The organism is Nakamurella sp. UYEF19, assembly GCF_040546275.1.
Classification (GTDB): Bacteria; Actinomycetota; Actinomycetes; order Mycobacteriales; family Nakamurellaceae; genus Nakamurella.
This window is the reverse complement of the sequence record NZ_JBEPNO010000002.1, coordinates 20,871-46,071: the sequence shown is the minus strand read 5'-3', so window position 1 is coordinate 46,071 and position 25,201 is coordinate 20,871. Positions and strand designations below refer to the sequence as shown.

General features: G+C 69.5%; 23 protein-coding genes. 10 read left to right on the top strand and 13 right to left on the bottom strand.

What is annotated here, in order from left to right:
- Positions 1–26 precede the first annotated feature (26 nt).
- The gene (locus ABIB25_RS03430) at positions 27–1,109 is read left to right on the top strand and encodes an NADH:flavin oxidoreductase/NADH oxidase (RefSeq protein WP_354527029.1); all 1,083 of its coding nucleotides are present in this window, start codon (positions 27–29) and stop codon (positions 1,107–1,109) included.
- Position 1,110: 1 nt separating this feature from the next.
- Here the strand turns inward: ABIB25_RS03430 and ABIB25_RS03425 are convergent, their stop codons facing one another.
- On the bottom strand, positions 1,111–2,697 hold the full coding sequence (locus tag ABIB25_RS03425; protein WP_354527533.1) for a GAF domain-containing sensor histidine kinase: 1,587 nt from the start codon (positions 2,695–2,697) through the stop codon (positions 1,111–1,113).
- Positions 2,694–2,909 (bottom strand): biotin/lipoyl-binding carrier protein, encoded by a 216-nt coding sequence (locus tag ABIB25_RS03420; protein ID WP_354527028.1) that lies wholly within the window; start codon positions 2,907–2,909, stop codon positions 2,694–2,696. The genes ABIB25_RS03425 and ABIB25_RS03420 overlap by 4 nt, the downstream gene beginning before the upstream one ends.
- Positions 2,910–3,169: 260 nt before the next feature.
- Between ABIB25_RS03420 and ABIB25_RS29160 the strand changes: the two genes are divergently transcribed.
- Positions 3,170–3,244 carry a 50S ribosomal protein bL37 gene (locus ABIB25_RS29160; protein ID WP_370531406.1) on the top strand — a complete coding sequence of 25 codons (75 nt, stop codon included), beginning with the start codon at positions 3,170–3,172 and terminating at the stop codon, positions 3,242–3,244.
- A gap of 120 nt (positions 3,245–3,364) precedes the next feature.
- On the opposite strand, the gene rsrA is transcribed toward ABIB25_RS29160, so the two are convergent.
- Both rsrA and ABIB25_RS03410 read right to left on the bottom strand, forming a co-directional pair.
- A complete protein-coding gene (gene rsrA, locus ABIB25_RS03415; RefSeq protein WP_354527027.1) occupies positions 3,365–3,673 on the bottom strand; it encodes a mycothiol system anti-sigma-R factor in 309 nt (102 codons plus the stop codon).
- Positions 3,674–3,676: 3 nt separating this feature from the next.
- Positions 3,677–4,267 carry a sigma-70 family RNA polymerase sigma factor gene (locus ABIB25_RS03410; RefSeq protein ID WP_354527532.1) on the bottom strand — a complete coding sequence of 197 codons (591 nt, stop codon included), beginning with the start codon at positions 4,265–4,267 and terminating at the stop codon, positions 3,677–3,679.
- A gap of 337 nt (positions 4,268–4,604) precedes the next feature.
- Between ABIB25_RS03410 and ybaK the strand changes: the two genes are divergently transcribed.
- Entirely contained in the window at positions 4,605–5,084 is a 480-nt protein-coding gene (ybaK, locus tag ABIB25_RS03405; RefSeq protein WP_354527026.1) for a Cys-tRNA(Pro) deacylase, read from the top strand.
- A gap of 99 nt (positions 5,085–5,183) precedes the next feature.
- On the opposite strand, the gene ABIB25_RS03400 is transcribed toward ybaK, so the two are convergent.
- Positions 5,184–5,912, bottom strand: coding sequence for an SOS response-associated peptidase (locus tag ABIB25_RS03400; protein WP_354527025.1), 729 nt, complete (start codon positions 5,910–5,912; stop codon positions 5,184–5,186).
- A 33-nt stretch (positions 5,913–5,945) separates the two neighbouring features.
- Complete coding sequence (locus ABIB25_RS03395) at positions 5,946–7,190, bottom strand: FAD-binding domain-containing protein (protein WP_354527024.1); 1,245 nt, start codon at positions 7,188–7,190, stop codon at positions 5,946–5,948.
- Positions 7,191–7,399: 209 nt separating this feature from the next.
- Here ABIB25_RS03395 and ABIB25_RS03390 point away from each other — a divergent pair, with 209 nt between their 5' ends.
- From ABIB25_RS03390 to ABIB25_RS03370, 5 genes are all read left to right on the top strand, one after another.
- A complete protein-coding gene (locus tag ABIB25_RS03390) occupies positions 7,400–8,227 on the top strand; it encodes a septum formation family protein (RefSeq protein ID WP_354527023.1) in 828 nt (275 codons plus the stop codon).
- Positions 8,228–8,285: 58 nt separating this feature from the next.
- The gene (gene aroA / locus ABIB25_RS03385) at positions 8,286–9,578 is read left to right on the top strand and encodes a 3-phosphoshikimate 1-carboxyvinyltransferase (protein ID WP_354527022.1); all 1,293 of its coding nucleotides are present in this window, start codon (positions 8,286–8,288) and stop codon (positions 9,576–9,578) included.
- Positions 9,575–10,684 (top strand): ribosome small subunit-dependent GTPase A, encoded by a 1,110-nt coding sequence (gene rsgA, locus ABIB25_RS03380; RefSeq protein ID WP_354527021.1) that lies wholly within the window; start codon positions 9,575–9,577, stop codon positions 10,682–10,684. Before aroA ends, rsgA begins: the two co-directional genes overlap by 4 nt.
- 95 nt (positions 10,685–10,779) lie before the next feature.
- Positions 10,780–14,910: an FtsK/SpoIIIE domain-containing protein gene (locus ABIB25_RS03375; protein WP_354527020.1), complete on the top strand. Its 4,131-nt coding sequence runs from the start codon at positions 10,780–10,782 to the stop codon at positions 14,908–14,910.
- Positions 14,911–15,143: 233 nt separating this feature from the next.
- Positions 15,144–16,556: a L,D-transpeptidase gene (locus ABIB25_RS03370; protein WP_354527019.1), complete on the top strand. Its 1,413-nt coding sequence runs from the start codon at positions 15,144–15,146 to the stop codon at positions 16,554–16,556.
- Positions 16,557–16,598: 42 nt separating this feature from the next.
- Here the strand turns inward: ABIB25_RS03370 and ABIB25_RS03365 are convergent, their stop codons facing one another.
- On the bottom strand, positions 16,599–17,417 hold the full coding sequence (locus tag ABIB25_RS03365; RefSeq protein ID WP_354527018.1) for an SGNH/GDSL hydrolase family protein: 819 nt from the start codon (positions 17,415–17,417) through the stop codon (positions 16,599–16,601).
- Between the two features lie 189 nt (positions 17,418–17,606).
- Here ABIB25_RS03365 and ABIB25_RS03360 point away from each other — a divergent pair, with 189 nt between their 5' ends.
- Positions 17,607–18,158, top strand: coding sequence for a YceI family protein (locus ABIB25_RS03360; RefSeq protein WP_354527017.1), 552 nt, complete (start codon positions 17,607–17,609; stop codon positions 18,156–18,158).
- Positions 18,159–18,389: 231 nt separating this feature from the next.
- Here the strand turns inward: ABIB25_RS03360 and ABIB25_RS03355 are convergent, their stop codons facing one another.
- From ABIB25_RS03355 to ABIB25_RS03340, 4 genes are all read right to left on the bottom strand, one after another.
- Positions 18,390–18,896 carry a DUF6912 family protein gene (locus ABIB25_RS03355; RefSeq protein WP_354527016.1) on the bottom strand — a complete coding sequence of 169 codons (507 nt, stop codon included), beginning with the start codon at positions 18,894–18,896 and terminating at the stop codon, positions 18,390–18,392.
- Positions 18,893–20,368, bottom strand: coding sequence for a WS/DGAT/MGAT family O-acyltransferase (locus tag ABIB25_RS03350; protein WP_354527015.1), 1,476 nt, complete (start codon positions 20,366–20,368; stop codon positions 18,893–18,895). Before ABIB25_RS03350 ends, ABIB25_RS03355 begins: the two co-directional genes overlap by 4 nt.
- A 97-nt stretch (positions 20,369–20,465) precedes the next feature.
- On the bottom strand, positions 20,466–21,746 hold the full coding sequence (locus ABIB25_RS03345; RefSeq protein ID WP_354527014.1) for a CpaE/TadZ family protein: 1,281 nt from the start codon (positions 21,744–21,746) through the stop codon (positions 20,466–20,468).
- Complete coding sequence (locus ABIB25_RS03340) at positions 21,743–22,402, bottom strand: SAF domain-containing protein (RefSeq protein WP_354527013.1); 660 nt, start codon at positions 22,400–22,402, stop codon at positions 21,743–21,745. Before ABIB25_RS03340 ends, ABIB25_RS03345 begins: the two co-directional genes overlap by 4 nt.
- 323 nt (positions 22,403–22,725) lie before the next feature.
- Here ABIB25_RS03340 and ABIB25_RS03335 point away from each other — a divergent pair, with 323 nt between their 5' ends.
- Positions 22,726–22,956, top strand: coding sequence for a helix-turn-helix domain-containing protein (locus ABIB25_RS03335; protein ID WP_354527012.1), 231 nt, complete (start codon positions 22,726–22,728; stop codon positions 22,954–22,956).
- Between the two features lie 21 nt (positions 22,957–22,977).
- Here the strand turns inward: ABIB25_RS03335 and ABIB25_RS03330 are convergent, their stop codons facing one another.
- Positions 22,978–24,186, bottom strand: coding sequence for a hypothetical protein (locus tag ABIB25_RS03330; RefSeq protein WP_354527011.1), 1,209 nt, complete (start codon positions 24,184–24,186; stop codon positions 22,978–22,980).
- Between the two features lie 75 nt (positions 24,187–24,261).
- The gene (locus ABIB25_RS03325; protein ID WP_354527010.1) at positions 24,262–25,182 is read right to left on the bottom strand and encodes an alpha/beta fold hydrolase; all 921 of its coding nucleotides are present in this window, start codon (positions 25,180–25,182) and stop codon (positions 24,262–24,264) included.
- Between the last annotated feature and the right edge of the window lie 19 nt (positions 25,183–25,201).

Genomic DNA, 25,201 nt, shown 5'->3' with positions numbered 1-25,201 from the left:
ACGGTCCCCGCCGCGCTGTCATTGGCATGAGCCTTCTCTTCGAGCCCCTGACCCTGCGCGGCACCACGTTCGCCAATCGAATCTTCCTGGCGCCGATGTGCCAGTACAGCTGCAAGGCGCAGGACGGCTTGCCCACCGATTGGCATCTGGTCCACCTGGGCTCCCACGCGATCGGCGGTTTCGGTCTGATCCTGACGGAGGCGGCTGCGGTCAGCCCGGTCGGCCGGATCTCACCCCAGGACGCCGGGCTGTGGAACGAGGAGCAGCAACAGGCCTGGTCGCGGATCAACACCTTCCTGCACGCGCAGGGTGCGGCGACCGGTGTGCAACTGGCCCATGCCGGACGCAAGGCGTCGACCTACTCGCCGTTCGCCCCAGGTCACGGATCGGTGCCGGAGTCGGAGGGCGGTTGGGAGGCCGTCGGTCCGTCCGCCGAGGCCTTCGACGGCTACGCCATCCCTCGAGAGCTGACCGTCGAGGAGATCTCTGCCGTCGTCGCGGACTTCCGCGCCGCCACCGTCCGCGCCGATCTCGCCGGCTTCGACGTGGTCGAGATCCACGCCGCTCACGGCTACCTCGTGCACCAGTTCCTCTCTCCGCTGTCGAACCGGCGGACCGACTCCTACGGGGGCGACTTCACCGGACGCAGCCGTCTGCTGGCCGAGATCGTCACCGCGGTGCGCGAGGTCTGGCCGCAGGACAAGCCGCTCTTCGTCCGGTTCTCCGGCACCGACTGGGTCGAGGGTGGTTGGTCGATCGAGGACACCCAGCGGGCCGCAGTACTGGTCGGTCTGCTCGGCGCGGACCTCATCGACATGTCCAGCGGCGGGAACGTCGCGAAAGCCGACATCCCGGTGGGCCCCGGGTACCAGGTCCCGCTCGCCGCCGCTGTCCGTCAGGCGACCGGCCTGCCCGTCGGGGCCGTCGGCCTGATCACCGATCCGGCCCAGGCCGAGCAGATCCTGTCCGACGGATCGGCCGACGCGGTGCTGCTTGCCCGCGCCGGACTCCGCGAGCCCGGCTGGCCCCAGCGCGCCGCCTTCGAACTGGGCCTGCCCACCGACAAGGCCCCCTACCGTCCGCAGTACGAGCGCGGCGCCTGGCGGTAGCTCAGGTACGGCCGCGGAGGGGGATGCGGATGTGCACTTCCGTGCCGGGGGCGTCATCGCGACGGCGCATCCCGATCGACCCGAGCAGTTCGGCGTCGACCAGGGTGCGCACGATCTGCAGGCCGAGCCCGGACCCCTTTTCCAGCGAGAAGCCGGTTGGCAGCCCGACACCGTCGTCCACCACCCGGATGTCCAGGTTGCGGGCCGACCGCTCGACTCCGATCACCACCTCGGCGTTCAGCCGCGGCACCCGGTAGCCATGCTCGAGGGCGTTCTGGACGACCTCGGCCAGCACCATCACCAGCGGGGTCGCGAGCTCCGCGCCGATGATGCCGAAGCTGCCGATCCGGCGAACCCTTGCCCTGGTCTCGGCAGAGGCCACCTCTGCCACGATCGGTACCAGCTTGTCGACGATCTGGTCGAGGTCGACCCGGTCGTCGGGCGAGAGCGAGAGGGTGTCGTGCACCAGCGCGATGGACGACACCCGCCGGACCGACTCGGCCAGCGCATGCCGCACCGCGCCGTCCTTCGAACGGCGTGCCTGCAGCCGCAGGAGCGCCGCCACCGTCTGCAGATTGTTCTTCACCCGGTGGTGGATCTCCCGGATGGTGGCATCTTTGGACAGCAGAGCGCGATCTCGCCGGCGCACCTCCGTCACGTCCCTGACCAGTACCAGAGCGCCTGACGGCCGCCCACGCGGTCGCAGCGGAAGCGCCCGGAACAGCACCGTGGCGGCCCGCACCTCGACCTCCATGCGCAGGCTGCTCCGGCCCTGCACCGCACCGGAGATCCGGGCGGCCAGCTCAGCGGCATCGAAGGGGTCGGCGATCAGCTTCCTGGTCAGATTGGCCAGATCCGCACCGATCACCGATCCGGTCAGGTTCATCCGGTGGTAGGCCGACACCGCGTTGGGGCTGACGTACACGACCTTGCCGTCGGCGTCCAGGCGGAGCAGACCGTCCCCGGCCCGGGGGCCGGTGTGGATCTCCCCGGTTTGTGCGGCCGGTGGGAACGTCCCGTCCGCCACCATTCGGAACAGGTCCTCGGCGGCGTCGATGTAGGCGGTCTCCAGCAGACTCGCCTCCCGTCCGACCAGACGTCCCGTGTCACGGCTGACGAGGGCGACGACCTGGTCGAGATGGCGGACCGGGATCACCTCGCGGCGGTGGGCGCTGCTCCGGGGCGCCCGGGCCGGGTGCAGCGGTACTCCGTCGTCGTCCAGCTCGCCGAGTTCCGACTCGGAGACGATCTCCGACTTCCGCCAGGCTTCACCGAGCAGCTCTGCCTCGGCGGGGTCGGCGCGGACCGTGACCATGTCGTCGAGATGCGCAGTCGTCCCGGTGGTCGGCCTTACCTGCGCGACGCAGATCCAGTACTGACCGAACTCGCCGGGCGCCGACTCCGCTGGGCCGTCGATCCCGTCGGTTGCCTCGGAGCCGGCAGGCCCGCTGGTCGGCACCCACACCATGAGATCGGAGAACGAGAGATCAGCGAGCAGCTGCCATTCCGACACCAGGCCCTGCAGATGCGCGACCGACGACCCGGAGAGCGTGGTGTGCTCGGCCAGCAGGTCGGAGAGAGTGCTCAGGAGATCTCCGCGATCAGATCGCCCTCCTGGACGACCTGCCCTTCCTTGACGGCAAGGACCCCCACCACGCCGTCGACCTCGGCGAGCACCGGGATCTCCATCTTCATCGATTCGAGGATCACCAACGTGTCGCCGTCGGCGACCGTGTCACCCTCGGCGACCAGCACCTTCCAGACGTTGGCCACCATTTCGGCGCGCACTTCCTCCGCCATCGCGTCTCCTCCGGTCTTCGGTTTCGTCACCCTGCGATTGCGCCCGGCCGCAGTCCGACCGGGACGCCCAAGGTCCGTCGTCATACTTCCACGAGGGCGGCCTGTCACGGACAAGGCCGCACCCATCGAACCCCGACGGGGCTGGTCACGCTCAGTCGTGACTGGCAGGGGCGAGCCATCCGACGTGGCAAAATGAGGTAGGCGCCGCGCCAGAAGGGTGCGGTGACAAGACAGATCAGACCTCACGAGCAGGAGTCAGCATGAGCAAGCGCGGCCGGAAGAGGAAGTCCCGCAAGAAGAACGGCGCGAACCACGGCAACCGCCCCAACGCCTGACGCCTCGAGCGCCAGAGCAGCCGACGGGCCCCGTCGGTGAGCTGCCGAAACCTCCCGGTGAGGGGTGTTTCCGCAGTTCACCGACGGGGCCCGTCGACGTTCATCGCTGTGATGGCCGGGTCAGAACTCGACCGTACGCACCGAGATCTGCTCGAAACCATCAGCACTCACGCTGGTCAGCGTCACCGACCGCAACCGGGCCGACAAGCTCGCCCGTAGTTGCTCCGGAGCCCGATCGCCGCCACACTTCTTGTGCAGCAGGGCTTTCAACTTCTGATCGAGGTTGGCTTCCTCCAGGCACGGCGAGCACCCGTCCAGGTGGGCCTCGACGGCCGCCCGGTTGGCCGGGTCCATCTCGTCGTCCAGGAAGAGCCAGACGTCCCGCAGGACACCGGCACATTCGACGTCTTCCGGATCTCCGCAAGCCATCGCTCACACCTCATTCAGGTTGCTCGAAGAATTGCGCAGGAACCCGCGCTCGGTGGCGTAGTCGGTTAGCAGCTCGCGCAGCTGACGACGTCCGCGGTGCAGCCGGGACATGACCGTCCCCAGCGGAGTGCCCATGATCTCGGCGATCTCCTTGTAGGCGAACCCTTCGACGTCAGCCAGGTAGACGGCCAGACGGAAGTCTTCGGGAAGCTCCTGCAGTGCCTGCTTCACGTCGTTGTCCGGTAGCCGGTCGAGGGCGTCCATCTCTGCCGATCGCAGACCGGTCGAGGTGTGCGACTCGACCGCGGCAAGCTGCCAGTCGGTGATCTCCTCGGTCGGTGACACCTGCGGCTGCCGCTGCTTCTTGCGGTAACCGTTGATGTACGTGTTGGTGAGGATCCGGTAGAGCCAGGCACGCAGGTTCGTTCCCTGCGCGAACGACTTGAAGGCGCCGAAGGCCTTCAGGTAGGTCTCCTGGACCAGGTCCTCGGCGTCAGCCGGGTTGCGCGTCATCCGCATGGCTGCCGCGTAGAGCTGATCGAGCAGCGGCATCGCCTGTTCGGTGAACCGTTCCGACAGCTCCTTGTCGTCCATCGTCGCGGTATCGAGCCTTCCCGATACCGGGGTCGGGTCCTCCGTCGTCGCCGTTCCAGTCTCTGTCGCCACCAGCGCCCTCGTCCTTACCGTCCTGCCCGCAGAACGGGCGCGGGAGCGTTCGACTCCACTGGTCTTGCAGGGTACGCCGGACGGGGCGACAGCCAGGGCGATCACGGGCGGACCGTCAGAGCGGGAACGGTCGAGAACCGCAGATGCCGACATCGGCCACCTCCCTTTCACTGCTTCCCAACACCGTCCGGGAGGCGCCTATTCCGCTCGCCCCGCCCGACGCTCCCTGGACGCGCGACACGGGTCGCGGCGCTAATCTGCTCGAATGGCCGGAGCCCCCACCCCCGCGATCGCTGCTCTGATCAAGGCGAAGATCGCCCACACCCTGCGGCCTTACGACCACGATCCCCGAACCACTGCCTTCGGCGAGGAGGCGGTCGCAGCGCTCGGGCAGGACCCGGAACAGGTCTTCAAGACCCTGGTCGTCTCGGTGGACGGAACGCTGACGGTCGGCGTCGTACCCGTCTCCGCCCAACTCGACCTCAAGGCGATCGCCGCGGCCGCCGGCGGCAAGAAGGCAGCCATGGCGCCGGTCGCCGAAGCCGAACGGTCCAGCGGATACGTGGCCGGCGGGATCTCCCCCATCGGCCAGCGCAAGCCGCTGAAGACCATCGTGGACAGCACTGCCGACCGGTTCCCCACCGTCTTCGTCAGCGCCGGCCGCCGAGGGCTGCAGGTCGAGCTCGCCCCGGCTGATCTGGTCGCCGTCTGTCGCGCTGTCGTCGCGGCCATCGCCACCTCCTGAGCCCGTGGCAACCCTCGCAGCGTCCCCGTAGCGTCCCCGTAGCGTCCTGCAAAATGCTCGCTATTGCGAGCACTTTGCAGGACGCTACGACGCAGGACGCTACGACGCAGGCGGCGGTGCGGGTTCGACCAGCCGAGGTCCGTTGTTGCGCACGCTGTTCACCTCGGAGGAGACGATCCGGGGTTCCAGGACAGGCTCCGGCATCTGCTCCAACAGGTGCGCGGCGACCGCGAGTTCTCCGGTCGAGCAGTCCAGCCACGGGCCGCGCAGCTCTGGAGGCACGATCACCGGGCAGCGATCGTGGATCTCACCCAGCGTGTCGGTGGCCTGCCGGGTGATGACGGTGGCGCTCCAGAACCACCTGGCCGGATCGTCATCGGCCAGCGACGGGTCCGGCCACAGCTCGTACAGTCCGGCGAAGGCGAGCTGGCCGTCATCGGCGGAGTGCAGGAAGTACGGCACCTTCCCGTCCGGCGTCTTCTGCCACTCGAAGTAGCCGTCCGCCGGGAGCAGGCAGCGGCGCCGGGCGGCGGCCCGTTTGAACGCGGGCTTCTCGATGACGGTCTCGCTGCGGGCGTTGATCAGACGCGCGGCACCCTTCTTGTCCTTCGACCAGCTCGGCACCAACCCCCAGCGAACCGTCCGCAGCTGGCGGACCTCTGCCGCATCGGCGTCCTCCCCGCGCGGTTTGCGCTCCATGATCGCCCAGACCGCGTCGGTCGGCGCCACGTTCCACGAAGGCTCGAGATCGTCGCCGATCACCTCGTCGATCTCGAACGCCCCGTACAGGCCGGCGGTGCTGGCTGAGTTGGCATATCGACCGCACATGAGCTCATTGTGCCCCGACAGGGACAGCCCCCTTCAGCGTTTCGCGTCGCGGCGCCAGGCACTGAAGGAGCGGACCGACATGGTGGTCGGCCGGACCAGCCACGGCCACGGGTGGACCTCGACGGGGGTGAGCGCACGAGCCAACCGCGCCCATCCCGGCACCGGCGTCCACGTGGCGGCCAGCGAACGCCCGGCCAGCTCCACGCCGACGCCCCCCCGGCGGACCTCGAGCGGGCGACCGGCCGCGAGTTCGCCCAGTGTCTCGGCCAGGAAGACCAACCGTTTGCCGGACAGCATCACCCGATTCAGGAGCGGCTCGTCGAAGACGAAGACAGCGGGGCGATCAGGGTCAGCCGCCAGCGCCGGGTCGCCGGTTCCCAGGGATTCGGCCGTGAGCCAGACCTGTTCGGCCCCAGCACCTTCGACTCCGAGGGGCCCGGCCGGGACGGGCGCCCGATTCAGATCGGGTCCGGACACGGCCGGCCCGGCATCGGCATCCGGCCACTGCTCGATCGGGCAGGCGGACGCCAGCGCGCAGTCCCGGCACAGCTGAGGCGCCCGTTTCTGCACCTGCCAGCGACTGAAACCGTAGGGCTTGCCGCTGCCCGTCCCCACCGTCCACTGCCACCCCAGCCGGTTGGCCGCCCGGGAGCCGTCGAGCAGGTGGGCGAACATCTCCTGCTCCCCGGCCCGCCAGTCCGCCCCCGCCCGGACCGCCCACTGGGAGGCCAGCCACATCCGCGTCTGGTTCACCAGCCAACCGTCGGTGTGCAACTCGTCGACGACCGATCGCATGCAGTTCATCTCCGGCGGCCACGGGTCATTGGCCCAGACCTGCTCGCGGGCCGCAGGCCGGCGCATCGGTTGCGCCCGGCTCAGCGCCTCACCCGATTCCCGACCGACCCGGGCGTAGAGGTGACGGGAGTACTCCTGCCACAGCAGCTCGTCCCGGTAGCGACTCCGGTCCCGTGACGGTGCGTCCGCCGTGGCGGACCAGACCGAGGGCAGGTCCAGCAGGCCGTGCCGGATGTACGGCGACATCCGGCTCGCCCCTCGGCGGGCGACCGGCAGCACCACGCTTCGATCACGCGCGTAGCCGGTGATGTCCAGGCCGGCCAGCGCGGCATCTGCCGCACTCTGACCGCCGCCGAACCCGCCACGGCGGATGCCGTCGGGACCCTCCAGGGTCAGATCGCCCAGATGACGGGAGACCCACTGCACGACGTCGGTCGGGTCGGCTCCGTCGGCGATGGACGGCGGGTTCGGCAGAAGAGGCACGCACTGATCTTTCCCAGCGGCACCTGGATCGACACGGTTCGGACGGCGGACCGCGCGCCGGGCGTCGACCAGAACGCCGGGCACCTGTTGTGCGGGCCTCGGCAGGTTCATAGTGGAGAGATACCGGTTCGTTGCCGTCACCGCTGGTGACGGTCCCGGTCGCGTCCCGAATCCAACCGTCCGGACGCCCCGAAACGCAAGGAGGCGCGATGACCCGACGTCGCGTCGGCGGGGCCCTCTTCGTCCTGATCCTGGTCGTGGTTCTCTGCGTGCCCGGGATCATCGGCAGATCGCTCGCCGGCGCCGCCTCTCCGGCGGTCCACGTCGACCCACGGCCGCGGGTCGGCGACTGCCTTGCCCCGCTCGACACGCCGGACCAGCTCAACTCCGTCCTCGACGCGGTGCCGATCGTGGCCTGCTCGCAGGCGCACAGCGCCGAGATCCTGGCCGTCGGGTCGCTGGATCACAAGATCTGGCCCAAGCGCCCGACGGTGATGGACGGTACCTTCACCGGCGGCGCCCTGAGCAGCCGGTGCGACCAGCTCGCCGGTCAGTTCCTGGCCTGGGGCCAGCGCACCGCGCTACCTCGGATACCGGTCAGCTTCTTCACCCGTCTGACGGTCCCGAACGACCTGCAGTGGAAGTTGGGACAGCGGTGGTGGGCCTGCGAGCTGATGCCGAGCCTGCTCGACTATCCGATCAGCTACCAGGGCACCGCGCGGGACGCCAGCATCGCCACCCCGCCCAGCGCCTTCGCCATCTGTTCGGACGGTCCCGGCGAACTGCGCACGCCCTGCGACCGGCCGCATCATGCCGAGCAACTGACCCGTTCCTACGGCAACGGTGCGGATGTCAACCTCTGCCCACAACTGGTGGGCGCCGTCATCGGGACGTCGGACCCGACGTTCAAGGGCCAGCTGGCGGTCCTCGCCCGGACCGACAGCAGCACCGTCGGGTGCTGGATCACCACCACTTCCAGCCGCAAGCTGACCGCAACGCTGATCAACCACGGCTCCGCTCCGCTGCCGCTGTCCTGACGAGGTTGCCTTGCCGGGCCAGGGCGGACCGGGTCGTCGGTCGTACGTCACACCCGCGATGGGCGAAACTGGACAAGTGAGCATCTCCGCAACCGCCGACTGGCCGGCCCCGACCGCCACCGCACCGCTGGACGCGACCGTCGCCGTGCCCGGATCGAAGTCGCTGACGAACCGGGCACTCATCCTGGCGGCCCAGGCGACCGGTGAATCGCTCGTCACCGCTCCGTTGCGCAGCCGGGACACCGATCTGATGGCGGCCGGCCTGGAGTCGCTCGGCGTGCGGGTGATCGAGGAAGCCGCGCATTGGCGGGTGGTGCCCGGTGCACTGCGAGGCCCGGCCCGGATCGACTGCGGCCTGGCCGGCACCGTGATGAGGTTCCTGCCCCCGCTCGCCGTGACCGCGACCGGCGACGTCACCGTCGATGGCGACGTCTACGCACGATCCCGCCCGATGACGACCATCCTGGACGCACTGCGGGATCTCGGCGCGGAGATCGACGGCGATTCGATGCCGTTCGTGCTGCACGGTTCCGGCTCGCTGCGCGGCGGCACCGTGCGCATCGATGCGTCCGCCTCCTCCCAGTTCGTGTCCGGCCTGATGCTGTCGGCGGCCGGTTACGAGCAGGGCCTGACGCTCGTCCACACCGGGAGGCCGGTGCCGTCGATGCCGCACATCGAGATGACGGTCGACGCGCTTCGCTCGGTCGGTGTGGTGGTCGACGACAGCGGCGCCAACACCTGGCGGGTCGAGCCGGGTCCGGTCGCCCCGTGGACGAGCGTGATCGAACCGGATCTGTCCAATGCCACGCCGTTCCTGGCCGCCGCGGCGGTGGTCGGCGGGACCGTCCGCGTCCCGAACTGGCCGGTCTCCACCACCCAGCCGGGCGATGCGATCCGCCGGATCCTGTCCGTGATGGGGGCGGAGGTCACCCTGGACGACGGCGTGCTCGCGGTGACCGGTACCGGCAAGCTTGCCGGGGTCGACCTCGACCTGCACGACGTCGGTGAGCTCACCCCGACCATCGCGGCGCTGGCCGTGTTCGCCGACGGACCGAGCCGGCTCCGCGGCATCGGCCACCTCCGCGGCCACGAGACCGATCGGCTGGCCGCCATCACGGGCAACATCCGTGGACTCGGTGGGGACGCGGAGGACACCGAGGACGGCCTCGTCATCCGGCCGCGACCGCTCACCGGTGGCAGCTGGCCGGCCTGGGCCGACCACCGGATGGCCACCGCCGGCGCGATCGTCGGACTCCGGGTGCCCGGTGTGCTCGTCGACGACATCGACACCACGGCCAAGACCCTGCCCGGCTTCGCCTCCATGTGGGACGACATGCTGGCCGGCACATGAGCTCGCTGGGCGATCGGTGGGACAACGACGACGTGCACGTGAGACCGTCGGGTCGTTCCCGTCCACGCACCAAAACCCGTCCCGCACATGACGATTCGACCACCGGCATGGTGACGACCGTCGATCGTGGGCGATACACCTGCCTGGTCGAGGGCGGTAGCAAACGGGCTCGGTCCGTCACCGCCATGCGGGCACGGGAACTGGGTCGCCGGGCGATCGCGGTCGGCGATCTGGTGGAGATCGTGGGTGACATCTCGGGCCAGAACGACACCCTCGCCCGGATCGTCCGGATCTCACCGCGACGCAGCGTGCTCCGCCGGTCGGCCGACGACGTCGATCTCGCCGAGCGGGTGATCGTCGCCAACGCCGACCAGCTCGTCATCGTGACCGCGCTGGCGGATCCGTTGCCCCGCACCGGTTTCATCGACCGCTGCCTGGTCGCCGCCTACACCGGGAACCTGCTGCCGGTACTGGTGCTGACCAAGGCCGACCTGGCCGATCCGGCGGACCTGCTGGAGGCCTACCGGGATCTGGACGTACCCATCCTGGTGACCCGGCGCGATGCCGACGGCGGACAGACGCTGACCACCGACAGCGTGGAACTGGTCCGCGCCCGGCTTCACGGCCAGATCTCCGTCATGGTGGGCCATTCCGGTGTCGGGAAGTCGACCCTGGTGAACGCCTTGGTGCCGGATGCGTTGCGCGCCATCGGTTCCGTCACCGGTGTCGGCAAGGGTCGGCACACCTCGACCTCGGCGATCGCCCTGGCCCTCCCCGACGGCGGCTGGGTGATCGACACTCCCGGCGTGCGTTCCTTCGGTCTCGCCCACGTCACTCCCGACGACCTGTTGGAAACCTTCGACGACCTGCTCCCGGCGACCGTCGACTGCCCCCCGAACTGTGATCACACCGGACCCGACGGCGGCCCCGACTCGACCGGCGTCGGGTGCGCGCTGGACGCGTTCGTTGTCGCCGGTGGTGCCCGGCCCGGTCGGTTGTTGTCCTTCCGACGGCTGCTCGCCTCCCGGTCCGGGGCCGGCGACGGCGCCGACGTGGAGAGCCGCAACGACGAGGACCGGGCCCCGGAACCCGATGGCACCGTCTGACCCACCTCCGCGGAAGTTATCCACATACCTCCCGTTTGTCCACATCTCGGAAGTGTCGGTGGCCACGAATGCCGGGGCCGCCGACACTTCCGAGGATGACGCCCTTCGTGCTCCCCCTGACGTTGACGACGACGACCGATGAGGTGGATCTACTCCTGGATCTCCCCGGCCCGACATCGCTGTCGGCGGTACTGCCGGACCTGATCAGGGTGGCCGGCCTGGCGCCCCGGACGGTCCTGCACTGCGGAGCCGGCCCGGCCGAGGGGTCGTGGATGCTGGGACGCGCTCCCCTGCTGGCCGGCACCGTCCTGACCACCGAACCGACCGATGAACTCGTCGCCGCCGGTCCGGTGAGCCTTTCGTGCATAGCCGGCCCTGACGCCGGCGGCTGGATCGTGCTGGGCGGCACATCGGTATCGGTCGGGCGTGATCCTGACTGCGATCTGGCCGTCGACGATCCCGAGCTCTCGAGACGGCACGCGGGCCTGCGCCGCACCGAGGCCGGCGTGGTGGTGAGGGATCTACGATCGGTCAACGGGGTGCTGGTGGACGGCGTTGGTCGGCCTCGCGCGCACATCGACGGCGACGATCCGGTCCCCTCCTCGGGGCTGATCCGGCTGGGCGGCAGCATCTTTCGAGCCGGACTTGCGAGCGAGCCGACCCTCCTGCTGACCCCGGACGGCGTCGGTCACCTCTTGGTGGCCAGGCCGGCCAGGGTGGCGCCCTCGTTCCGGTATTCCCTCCGCGATCCGCCCGGGCCGGCACCGGAGCGCACCCGGCGCCCGATTCCGCTCCTTGCCGCCCTGGTGGGCGCGGCACTCGGAGTGCTTCTCGCCCTGGTGACCGGACTCTGGACCTTCCTGCTGCTCGCGGTCCTCGGCCCGCTGATGATGTTGATCAGCAGCGTGTCCGACCGGGTGGCGGGGCGCCGTAGCCACCGCCGGGCACTGGCGGACCACCGGGCCGACCTGGCCGACGATCGCACCGACCTGGCCGCCGCTGTGATGGCCGACCGACGTGACGCCTGGGACCGCTACCCCGATCCGGCGACGCTGGCACGGCGGGCTTCGACGGCCGGCACCAGGCTGTGGGAGCGCCGCCGGGACGACGAGGACTTCCTCCGTCTGTCGCTGGGGGTGGGCCGGCGTCCGGCCAGGGTGGCCCGGAGTTCCCCACCGGAGGTCGTCGAGGTGCCGATCACCGTCGACCTCCGCGGGATCGGTGTACTCGGGATCTGCGGTGACGCCCGCCCTCTCCTCCGCCAGCTCGTGCTCCAGCTCGCCACCCTCCACTCCCCGGCGGACCTGCGCCTTTCGGTGTTCTCCGATGGTCTTGATCTGGCTCGAGCGGCGGACCTGCCGCATCGGGCGAACGACGGCTGGGCCACGCTCAACCCGTCCGACGAACCCGCGGCGTCTGCCGAGATCGGGAGGCTGCTGGCCAGCAGCGACGAGCGGGTCTGCGTCGTCCTGTTGGATGACGCCCATCGGTGGCGGCGGCTGCCCGGGATGCACGAGCTGCTCGAGCAGGCGGCTCGGCACCACACCGCCGAGGCCGGAGTGGTCGAGAGCGAAGCCGGTAGGGGCTCCCGAGGGCCGGACAAGCGATTGTTGGCCATCTGCCTGTCCTCGACGCCCGAGGCTCTCCCGGCCGAGTGCACGGCGATCGTGTCGGTCCGGGCCGGGCGTGCGACGATCACCGCCGGGCATCTGCGGGCCGAGGCCGAGGTGGCCGGTGTGTCGCGGGAGCGCCTGGAGTGGGTGATCCGCTCCTTGGGGCCTCTCGTCGATCCGGATGCACCGGGCGCTGGGCTGCCGTCGAAGGTGCTGTTCGCCCAGCTGCTGCCTGCGCTGGGCTCCCCTGGATCGGTTCACCCGGTGCCCACGCTGGTCCAGGTCCTGGCGACCCGGTGGGCGAGGCCGTCCCTGACGGCGGTGCTCGGGATGGCCGCCCCCGGACCGCTCACGGTCGACCTGGAGAGCGACGGCCCGCACGTGTTGATCGCCGGGACCACGGGCTCCGGCAAGTCCGAACTGCTTGCCACGCTGATCGCCGGTCTGGCCGTGACCAGTCCGCCGGATCGGGTGAGCTTCCTCCTCGTCGACTACAAGGGGGGCGCCGCCTTCGGCGCGCTGGCCGGTCTGCCGCACGTGGCGGGGCTGGTCACCGACCTCGACGCGGCCACCGCCGTGCGGGCGCTCACCGGCCTCCGCGCCGAGGTCCGTCGACGCGAACGTCTGCTGGCCGAAGCCGGTGTCGCCGACCTGACGGACCTCCGGAAGCAGGCCCCGTCCGACTGTCCCCCGTCCCTGGTGATCGTCGTGGACGAGTTCGCCACGCTGGGGGTGGAGCTGCCCGAGTTCCTGTCCGGCCTGCTCGACGTGGCACAGCGCGGCCGCTCGCTCGGGCTCCACCTGGTGCTGGCGACCCAGCGTCCGGCCGGGGTGCTGAGCCCGGCGATCCGGGCCAACATCGGATTGCGGATCTGTCTGCGGGTCACCGACGACGCCGATTCCCTCGACGTCATCGACACGCCGGCGGCCGCCCACCTTCCCGTCGGTCTCCCGGGTCGGGCGATCGTGCGTCGTGACCATTCCCTCGGGGAGTTGTTCCAGGTGGCCAGTGCGTCGTCGGTACCGGTCACCCAGCCGCGGGTACGCCTGCGGCACTCCCCCTCCGCCGCATCCGAAGTCCCGCCATTGCGGAGTGCGAACCCCGAGGAGCCTCGGGGAGAGGTACCTGCGACGGATCTGGATCGAGTGGTGGCGGCGACGACGACCGCGGCGACCGGCATGGCCCGACCGCTCGCGCCGTGGCTACCGCAGCTGCCGGATCGGTGGGAGACAGACGATGAGCAGATGATCGGGTTGCTGGACCGTCCGGAGGACCGGCAGCAGACCGGATGGCGGGTACCGGACGGATCCACTCTCGTCCTGGGTCGACCGGGCTCCGGTCGCTCGTCGACCCTGCGCCGGTTCGCCTGGGTGAGGGCCGCATCCGGCTCGGAACTGCTGGTGGTCGACGCCGGCGACGGACTTCGTGACCTGGCCCGGTGGCCCGGCTGCCGCACCCATCTCGATGGCCGCGATCCCTCGCTGGTCCAACGCCTGGTCGAGCGTCTCGGCGAGGAACTCCGCTTCCGGGCAGAGGAACCCGCCGTCGATCTCATCCTCCTGATCGACGGCTGGGAGGTGATCAGCGGATCCCTCGACACCCTGGACTACGGGGGTACGCAGTCTGCGGTCGCCGATCTCGCCGCCCGCGGGCCGGCCGCCGGCATCAGGGTGGTTCTGGCCGGTGACCTGCGATGGCAGCACCATCGGATGGCCGGGGGATTCGCCCACATGCTGCGACTGGGCGTCGACGTACGGGGTGAGCCACGAGCGGGGCCGCCCGGACGGGGATGGTTGGCGGTGGACGAGATCCAGGTGGTGCACTGCCCGCCGGGGGACCCGCCGCCGGCCCGCCCGGGTCGGCTGACGCAACCGGGCGTCACGCGGCCCGTTCTCGCACCGATGTCAGGGCCGCCGGCACCATCCGGACGGCACCGCGCGACCAGTCGACGACCGACGCCCGTCATCCGACCGTTGCCGTCGTCGGTCGACGTGGCCGAACTCGGGGTCCCGACGGCCGGCGCCCTGCCACTGGGGCGGGGTGGCGACGACGCCTCGACGGTGTCGGTCGACCTCAGCGGTCCCGGCGGTGGTTTCCTCATCGCCGGCCCACGTCGGAGCGGCGTGAGCACGACACTGACGGTGCTCGCGCTGGGCGGCGCCAGGGCCGGGATTCCGGTGGTCCGGGGCACCGTGCAAGCCCAGGCGGCCGTACCGGGCGTCCGTGACGTCGACCTGCGCCGCGGGACGTCCGATCTCCGGCAGCTGCTGTCGGACCACCAGGGTCCGATCCTGCTCATCGCCGACGACCTCGACCGCTGGAGCGACGACGGGTCCGATCTGCTGGAGCGATTCCTGGCCGCGGCCGGGTCTGCTCAGTACCTCGCACTGGGCAGCCGCCTCGACCGCGCACTGCGCGCACACCGTGGCCCGATCGCCGAGGTGGCCGCCCTGCGCAACGGCGTGCTTCTGCAGGCGGACACGTCCGACGGGACCCTGCTCGATGTCGCTCTCCCGCGACGACGCGGAGCCCTCGTCGTCGGTCGCGGGCACCTCGTGGTGGCGGGCCGGGCAGTTCCCCTGCAGGTCGCAGCGGTCAGCAGCACCACGTGACGCGGTCATCACGCGGCGACAGGCACCATGGTGGGGGCACCGGGCTCGTGGGGTCGACTCAGTCGTGCACGACACGACCGGGTCGTGCACCTGATCGGCACTTTCGAGATCGATGCCCGCGGGCAACCGGAAGGGTTGCTCGGGCGTCCTGCGCCCGGGGTTCTGCGGTCCCCGATGACACCCGCAGACGGTTGTTCAGGCGCGATCCCCGGATCGGGCGAGAAGAGAATTGGATGGTTCACATGCAGGTGGTTGGCCGCACAGAACGCAGCGCCTCGACAGGACGTCTGCGATTGGTCGCGTTGATGGTGGCGCTGGGAGTGGCGGCGACCGCCTGCACCTCCGCGGCCGGCTCGGCGCAGCCGGCCACCGTCACGGTGGGCTCGACGGTGACCGCAGCACCTGCCGGGAGCACGGCGGTCACCGTGCCGGCGGGAACCGGCGCTGCCTCCTCGGCTCCTGCCTCGTCGGCTCCGGCCTCGTCGGGATCGACATCATCCTCCGGTGCAGCCTCCTCGGCTCCGGTCAGCTCGCCTCCGTCCAGTTCAGCGCCGTCGTCGAGCGCCATCGCCCTCCCGGTCGCGAAGATCAGCGCAAGCCCGGCGTTCGGCGCCAAGACCGTCGGCCCGGCCGACCCGCTGAAGATCTCGGTCGCACAGGGCAAGATCACCGCCCTGACGCTGACCAGCCCGAGCGGCAAGGTGTTGAAGGGCGCGATCTCGGCGGACGGCAGCAGCTGGTCCCTCGGCGAGGTTCTCGGCTACGGCAAGACCTACAAGGCAGCCGGGACCGCGACCGGTACGGACGGCAAGGTCGTGCCGATCGCCGGGTCGTTCACCACCGTCACGCCGACCAGCAAGGTCCGTACCACGATCAGTCCCGGTGACGGCAAGACCGTCGGCGTCGCCACCTCGGTCATCGTCTCGTTCGGTGTCGAACCGGCCGACCGTGCAGCCATCGCCAAGCGCATCTTCATCACCACCACGCCCAAGGTGACCGGTGCCTGGGTCTGGATCCAGCACGACGGCGGCGAGTGGGCCCTGGACTTCCGCACCCAGTCGTACTGGCCCGAGAACACGAAGGTGCACGTCGAGGCCGACGTCTACGGCATGAAGTTCACCAACGGCGCCTACGGCACCGGCGATGTCACCAGCGACTTCACCATCGGTCGCAACCAGGTCGTCAAGGCCGACGTGAATTCGCACGACCTGCTGGTATTCCAGGACGGCAAGCAGGTCGCGGCGTATCCCGCGTCGTACGGCAAGGGTGACACCCCGGACAAAGTCACCCGGTCCGGCGTTCATGTCGTGAACGACATGAACGAGACCAAGCTGATGAGCAACCCGAAGTACGGCTACACCAACGTGCTGGAGCACTGGGCCGTCCGCATCAGCGACAACGGCGAATTCATCCACGCCAACCCGAACACCGTGGGCGATCAGGGCAACACCAACGTCTCGCACGGTTGTGTGAACCTGTCGCTCGCCAATGCCGAGGCCTACTTCAAGTCGACCCTGCTCGGTGATCCGGTCGAGGTGACCGGGACCAGCATCAACCTCTCGGCCTCCGACGGTGACCTGTTCGACTGGACCTACTCCTGGTCGCAGTGGAAGAACCTTGCGGTGAAGACGGGGGACACCGCCTGAGCGGCCCCAGGCTCGTCTCCTGAAACCGCTCTTGACGGGGTTCTACCGCACCGCTGACAGCGGCGCGAGCACCGGCCGCTTCGGCGGCCGGTGGTCACCCGACGAGGTACCGGTCAGCCGCCGCCGGACCCATGGGCCGACGTATTCCCAGTAGAAGTCCAGTTCGTTGCGCGCGGTGCGGGGGACACGCACCGGCGAGCCGGCCGGGGTCGTCCAGAACGCCGGCCGCCGCACCCCGATCGCATCAAGGACCCGGGCGGCGACCTGCCGGTGCCCGATCTCGTTGAGGTGCAAGCGATCCGCCGCCCAGTACGCTGGGTCCCGCAGTTCCTCGATGGGCCAGAGATCGACCAGCACGGCCCCCCGACGCTCGGCGACAGTGCGGGCACCGGCGGCGAGCCGGTCACCGGTCGATCGGATCCGATGGCCGAGTGGCAGGCCGTCGCACGGGTCGGCGCCGGTGAAGACCACAACGGTCGCGCCCGAGTCGACCAGACGGGCCACGGTCAGATCGACCAGACGGAGCAGGGACGGCAGATCAGACCGCGGTCGGAGGATGTCGTTGCCGCCCCCGGCGAACGACACCAGATCCGGATGCAGGTCAAGAGCCGCGTCCAGCTGTTCGTCGATGATCGGGCCGAGCAGCTTCCCCCGGATCGCGAGGTTGGCGTAGCCGGTCGACTCCCCGGCGGGATCACGGGCGAGCCAGTCCTCGGAGAGCACCCCCCCGACGAGATCCGCCCAGCCTCGGACCGATCCGTCCGGCAACGGATCTCCGACCCCTTCGGTGAAGCTGTCCCCCATCGCCACATATCGGTCGTGGACCCGGATCGGTGACATGCTCTGCTGCGTGTGGTCCATGGCCGCAGATGTTACTCAGAGCAAAGCATCTGCTTCCGGGGTGCAGAACCTACGGTCGATCACATTCCCGAAAGCCCGATGACGAAGCTCACAGACTGGCCGGTCGAGGGTTAGGTGACAGGTCTACTTCTTTCGGTCTATGGTGATCGAACAAGGTTGTTGACACATCACAGACATTCGGAGGATTCCATGACCACCCCCACCACCGTTCTCACCGGCACCTGGGTCGGAGACGCCGTTCACTCGGACGTCAGCTTCAAGGTTCGCCACATGGCCGTCGGCAAGGCGAAGGGCACGTTTGCTCTCGAGTCCGCCACCCTGACCATCCCGGAGGCCGGCCTGGCCGAGGCTTCCGTCACCGCCGTCATCGATGCCGCCAGCGTCGACACCAAGCAGGACCAGCGCAACGAGCACGTCAAGTCCCCCGACTTCCTGCACGTCGAGGAGTACCCGAGCCTGAAGTTCGTCTCCACCGGCGTCAAGAACTTCGATGGTGACGAGTTCGTCCTGGTCGGCGAGCTGACCATCCGCGACGTCACCAAGACCGTCGAGCTCGAGACCGAGTTCCTCGGCGCGACCACCGACGCCTACGGCGCCGAGCGGGCGGGCTTCTCCGCGACGACCTCGATCAGCCGCAAGGAGTTCAACGTGTCCTTCAATGCCGCCTTCGGTGCCGGCAACTCCGTCGTCAGCGACAAGGTCGAGATCGCCCTCGAGCTGGAGTTCACCAAGAGCGCCTGAAAACCGTGATCTGATCCGGCTTCGCCGTATCGGAGTCGACACCTCGAGCCCCGCGTTCCACCTCTGGTGGGCGCGGGGTTCGGTGCTTTCCAGGGTCTGCGCTTTCCGTGGCCGGCGCCTTCCAGGGTCGGTGTGCGTTCCTGGGTCGGTGCTTTCCGGGGTTGGGGCATTCCGGGGTTGGGGCATTCCGGGGTTGGGGCATTTCGGGTTGGGGCTCGGACAGCCCGCAGCTCAGCCCGTGCTGTCGAGATCCTCGAGCAGGTAGGCGACCTCGCCGGGCGCGTACCAGGCGAGATCAAGGTCCTCGGCCGAGCCGACGGCGAACTCGGCGTCGACATCACCCAGGTCGGCTTCGTCAACGACGGCCATCGCCGCGCGGACGACGTCGGCCGCCTCGGCGCCGTCGAGGTGGACCGACGCGATCTGCTTCCACGGCACCGCCCCCTCGAACCTGGCGGCCGCCCGGTCCAGGTGTGGGGTGGACTCCACGGCCGGCACATCGGCCGAGATCACCACGCGCAGCGGCGGTTCGTCATCGCCGGCCACCGACAGCAGACGCAGGCAGGCCCTGGCCGCGTCGGACATGGCGAGGTACTCCAGTTCCTCGTCATCGGCCTCCGGGTACTCGCGGCGGAGATCATCCGTCACCGAGAAGACCGTGCCGCCCCGCGGGGTGATCGACTTCTGTACCACCACCTCCCGCAGCGTGGAGAGCGTCACCGGGATGTAGATCCTCATCGGGTTCCTCCGGCCGGCCGAATGCGACTCGGTCCGGTCTTCCGTGCGGTCACGGCGTCCTTCGTCTCGGGTTCGGGCTGGTGTGGCAGGAGTTCCTCGATGGCCTCGCCGATGTGTTCGGCGAACTCCTCCACGTCTGGGATGGCGTCGCGGTCGGCGGTCAGTCCGAAGAACACCCCGCCGTTGTACGACGTGCAGGCCACTGCCAGGGCCTGGCCCTTGGCCAGCGGGGCGACCGGGTACATGGCCAGCACCGGCGAACCTCCCGCGTAGAGCGGTACCTGCGGCCCGGGGGCGTTGGTGATCAGCACGTTGTACATCCGGCCGGACAGCTGACCGGCCACCCGGGCGCCCAGCGCGTGGAGGGTGGGCGGGGCGAACCGACCGAGCTGCAGCAGGGAGTCGGCACCGACCTGGCGCCCCGAATCGAGGTGCGCGCCCATGGCGAACGACACCTGGTGCAACCGCATCACCGGATTCGGTTCGGCCACCGGCATATCCAGGACGTAGGAGACGACAGGCGCTGCAGTGTCACCGTTCTCGTCGGCCGAGGCCGGGATGCGCACCGACATCGGGACCAGGGCCCGCAAGGTGGTGTTCGCGGTGACCGCTTCGCCACGCGACAGCAACCAGGTGCGGAGCGCCCCGGTGATGACGGCGAGGATGACGTCGTTGACCGAACCCTGGTGCGCATTGCGGATCGCCTTGATGTCGACAAGATCGGCCCGGAAGGTGGCGAATCGGCGCTGCCCGCTCATCGTCACGTTCAGCACGGACCGCGGAGCCGGATTGACGGTATGGCGCACGATCTCGGCCAACTCGGCACCCAGGTGCAGGGCGCGGAAAACGGTCGATCGGACGTCGGCGGCGGCCAGACGGACCACGTCGACGAGTTCCGACGGCCTGGTGGTGATGTCGGCGATCGCGTCGACGACCAGATCGATGTCGCTCGGCGGCGGCACCGGGATCCATGGCTGATCCGGAAGGGTGCGGGGACGCCGGGCGATGTCCAGGATGGCCGCGGCGACGTCGACCGCCCCGATCCGGTCGACCATGGCGTGGTGCGTCTTGTTCACGATCGCGATCCGGCCGCCCTCGAGGCCCTCGATCACGTACATCTCCCAGAGCGGCCTGGTCCGATCGAGGGGCCGCGAGATGAGTCGTCCGACCAGGTCGTCGAGCTGGGATGCATTGCCGGGCTTGGGAAGAGCCGACCGCCGAACGTGATACGTCAGGTCGAAGTTCTCGTCGTCGACCCAGACCGGACGGGCCAGTCGCCCCGGCACGAACCGCACCCGCTGCCGATAACGGGGAACGAGCGAGAGGCGCGCCGAGATGAGGTCGACGACTTCCTGGTAGTCGAATGTGCCCGGTTCGGGCTCCAGGATCACCACCCCGCCGACGTGCAACGGCGTGGATGCGTCCTCGGCGTACAGGAAGGCGGCATCGTTCGCCGACAGGCGGTCGGTCATGCCCTCATCGTGACACAGCATCTGATTTCCGCTGGTGCGGGAGACTCTGGCTACTTCTGGTGCGGGAGACTCTGACTGCTGGTGCGGAAGGCTCTGACTACGGCCCCACTGCGGGCACGAGCGTGTTGGCCAGCTGTCGGATCGCCTGACGGAGACCGGACGAGGGCGCAGCCTCAGCGAGCGGAACCCCGTTCTGCCAGGCCTTGTCCATGGCCGCACGATCCTCCGGCAGCGTCGCGGTGACCGCGAGACCGGTGAACCTGGCCAGCGCATCGGCGGACTCCTGCGGCGAGGCAGCGCTCCGCCGGGACCGGTTGAGCACCACCAAGGGCTGGACCTCAGGGATCACCTCGGTCAGTTCGGCGAGGCCGCGGACGAGCCGCTCCATCCCGGACGGATCCGCCGACCCGACGGCGAACACCACGTCCGCCTCTCCCAGGATCGCCAGGGTGGCGCCGTTCCGGCGGGGCGCGACCGTATCGAAGGTGATTTCCTCGTCCGCCTCCAGGCAGAACCCGCAGTCGATCACCGTCAGCGCCGCCATCGAACGGCAGACCGTCAGCACGGACGGGATGGCCGAGGGGCGCAGCTCGGGCCACCGGTCGGCCCGGGTGATCCCGGTCAGCAGTCGGAGGTTCGGCGCGATCGCCCAGACCAGCCTGGTCAGTTCAGCCAGGTCCAGGCGACCATTGGCGGCCAGTCGACAGGCACCGGCCAGACCGGGCGACTCGTCGAGCAAGCCGAACGCGCTGGCCAGCACCCCGCCGTACACATCGGCGTCGACCAGCAGGGTCGGGCCCCCGGCAGCGGCGGTCTCGACCGCCAGATTGCCGGCCAGTGTGGTCCGTCCCGGAGCTCCGACGGGGCCCCACACGGCGACCACCCGACCCTGTGGAGGCGGATCGGCCTTGGCCACCTGCGGAATCGGCACCTGAGCCAGCGGGTCGCCCGACGGCAGCGCGGCCCGCGGATCGGCCAGCATCCGGTGGGCGGCGGCGCCGGATCGACCGGCAGCCAGTTCGGCCACCGCGGCACGCGCGGCGTCCAACAGAGCCGGTGCACCCACGTCATCGGCGATCAGTGTGCCGATGCCGATTCGCTCGAGTCGACCGCGTACCCGGTCGTCGCCGGCCGGGTAGATGCCGACCACGGCGATCCCGGACACCGTGAGCCGTTGCACCGCAGCGGTATCCAGACGCCGGAGCTCCGCGGAGACCATGACCACCGACGCCTGGCCCGTGGTGGCTGCGGTCAGTACATCGGCGATGTCGACGCAGCGTCGGATCACCGTCATGCCGGAGCCAGGGCGGTCGAGCGCGGCCACCAGGTCGTTCTCCCAGCTCTGGCCGTTGCCGGCGGTGAGCAGCCCCTGGTTCATCTGGGCCCGGTGACCAGGACGACGATCGCCTCGCCCTTCGGCAGGGTCTTGACGAGCGAATCGGCGAGGGCCGGCGTCACCAGGACGGCGAGTTGGTAGCGGCTCGAGGTGGCGCCGGACAGCCCGCCCGAGGCGGGTGCGGTCACGGTCTGCACGGTGATCCCGGCCGACACCAGGTCGGTGCGGATCGGCGCGGACGACGAGGTGCCACCGGTCGTCAGGTACAGGTCGATCACCGAGCCGTGGCTCACTCCGGGTGGCATCCGGTCCGGCGAGACCCCGATGACGACGATCCGGCCCGCGACGGCGGGTTTCACGGCAGCGACCGGCACCAGTTCCCCGGACCGCACGGGCACGCCCAGGCTGGAGCCGATCACCCCCGTCGCGTCGGGAGCGGCGGACAGGTACCGCGCCGCGCTATCGGCGAGGTTCACCTCGACGGCGACCAGATCGGCCGGAGTCAGCACGGTGCCGACGGCAAGATCGTGGGTCGCGGACCAGACCGGACTCGTGTGCGAGCTCGCGCCGACCACCCTGGCCCCGACGACGACCGCAGCGATGACCAGCAGCAGTCCCCCGATGACGCGGATGTCCAGCCAGCGCGGCTTCGTGCCCCGCCGCGGCACAGGCGCGCCGCTCGTTGCATCGTTGGTCATCGCCCCCCTCGTCCTGGTGCTGGCTGTCCTGGTGCTGGGTGTGCTGGTGCCGGCTGTGCTGGCGCTGGTGTGGATCGCGCCCGGCGGTCCCCATACCGGTGTGTCAAGATGACAGTGTTGCCAAACTAGCTCATCATGGTGCAACGGCACGTACTGAGTTCAAATGATCTCAATCTTGCGGCCGCGTCGGCGGACGAACTCGACCGGGCAAGCTGAGCCTACGGGGCAGCTGACCGGCGATCTGTCGATTCGTCGACTGCTGATCGAGCGCGGTACCCGTTCGACCCAGTCCGAGCGGATTTCGACTACCGAAGGGTCCTCAGATGACTACGGAACGGTTCCTGACGCTGGCGGACGTGGCCGAGATCTTGAACATTTCGACCTCGCAGACTTATGCCCTGGTGCGCAGCGGGGACCTGAAGGGCATCCAGATCGGCGGTCGCAACCAGTGGCGGGTCGAGCGCACCCGGCTCGAGGAGTACATCGACCATGCCTACGAACGCACCGCCGCATCCCTGTCCGACCTGCCCTCCGCCCTTCCGGTCGATTCCTGACCATCTCCAGCCGCAGGTGCATCAGCGCACCGGCGTGATCCAGGTGTTCACCGTGATCGGCGGGCCGGGGATGCCGGCCAGTATTTTCGCCAGCGCCGGGGTATCCACGATGACGTCGATCTGGTTCGTCGTGGTACCGAGGACGATCATCCGGTCGCCCGTGCTCATCACGCCCTTTGCCGACCAATCGTCGCCGAGTGCGGCCAGGATCTTCTGGTTCTGCTGTTTGATCTCTGCGCCGGTCGTGGTCGACTTCACGACGCAGAGGTTGCCCGTGAACACCTTTCGGATTGCGGCCGTCGCCTGATCGATGTCGCCGGTGGTTCCGACCACCAGCACCTGCTCGGTGTGGTCCAGGCTGTAGCTCGGGTTCTTGCCGTCCGTGTTGGTCGGCCCACCGTGCGGGTAGCCCATGGCCTGTGAGCCGAAACCGGCTCCGACGGCCGCCTCGATCTTGCCGACCCCCGGATCGTCCTGCGTGGCGCCGAGTGTCCAGCCACCGGCCGGGGCCGGGCAGGCCACGTCGTCCGGGAGCATTTCCGTCGGGTCGCGGTCTGCATCGGTGGGCAGGCGTTGCGAACGAACCGTCAGGTCCGTCCCGTTCCAGGTCGCCTCGACGTGCGTCCGGCCCCAGCGGTGAGTGCTGTTGTGTCCCGGATCGGTGACCAGCGCGAGGTCAACCCCGTTGACCGGAACCGGCCGTTGGCAATCCGGGGTGGGGATTTCCGAGGAGACCGTGCCGACGGCGGCGACCGGAAACGGCGGACACATCACCACCTTGCCCTTGGCGTCGGCCAGCACCATGCCGGTCACCTCGACCGGAATGGGTGCCGCCTTCGTCCCGAAGACCCGCGGGAGCGGGGACGCAACGGCCGGGGACCCCGTGGCAGGTGACAGTGGAACGGACGCCTTCGGTGTGGACTCGGCCCGCCTGGTTTCGGCCGGCCCGGACTGGTCGGGCGCCGGGCTCAGGGCGACCGAACTCGGCAGGTTCGGGCTTGAAAGGGTCGGACTTGGCAGGGTCGGACTTGGCAGGACCAAGCTCGGAGTCGCTGATGGAGTGTCCCGGATGGTCGAGCCGACAACCGGCGTCGAGGCAGCAGTCCCGTGTTCCGGTCCGACCTCGGCCGGCGCCGCACATCCGGCCAGCAGAACCGCTACTGCCACCAATCCGGTCAGGGCCATCGAGGCCGGTCGCACTGGCGCAGCAGTCGGGATCCTCATGGTCACACGACGGAGTGTGCACGGCTTTCGTTGCATCGGCACCGTCATCCGCGTCAGATCTTTCCGACGATCACGGCGGAATCAGTCGACCGGAGCCACCCGACCCACGAACTCCGTGATCGCGGCCGCCAGTTCGAGGGGCCGGTCTTCCTGCACGTTGTGTCCGGCGTCGAGGTGCACCGCCGTCGAGTCGGGTACCCGCGTCAGGAACTCCGCCTCCCACTCGTCGGTGAGGAAGCCTCGTTCACCCCGGACGAGCAGCACCGGGATCCGCAGGCTCTCGGCCGCCGGCCACAGCGTCCGGAAGTCCGACAGGAACGGAACCTCGCCCTCCTTCAGATTGGCCAGGTGGTGCTTGAAGACGACTCTCCCGTCCGGCCGCACCCTGGTGTTCAGGAAGACACCACGCTGCAGCCCCTCCCTGGACGTGCCGAACCCGAACTGCAGTGCCCGGTCGACGATCTCGTCCCGGGAGCCGAAGCTCTCCGGCCCGGCGAGGAAATCACGGACCTGACCGGCCGCCTCGACCACGAGGCCGGGACTCACATCGACCACCACCAGCGCCCGTACCAGGTCCGGACGCTGCGCGGCGATGGCGATACCGGTCAGGCCACCCAAGGATTGCCCGACGACGATGGAAGCTGTCGCGCTGGTGCTCCGCATCAGGTCGACGATCGGTCCGGCGTTGGCAACGGGCGAGTAGTCGAGATCGTCGCACCAGCGGGAATCGCCGTGGCCGGGTAGATCAACGGCCAGCGATGGCAGACCGGCGGCCATGATCGTGCCGTCCCAGGTGTGGGCGTTGAGGCCGCCGCCGTGCAACCAGACCGCCTCGATCGGGTCGGTGCCCCACCTCAGGGCGCTCAGCCCGGTCTCCGCCAGCGCCTGCCCTGCGAGTCGCTCGACCAGCGGCACGCCGCCGGCCAGACCGAGTTCGGCCGCCTCGCCGGTCAGATACGAGAACTCCTGCGCCACTGCTGTTCCGATGGTGCGGTCGCTCATCTTCAGTCCTCTCCGATGG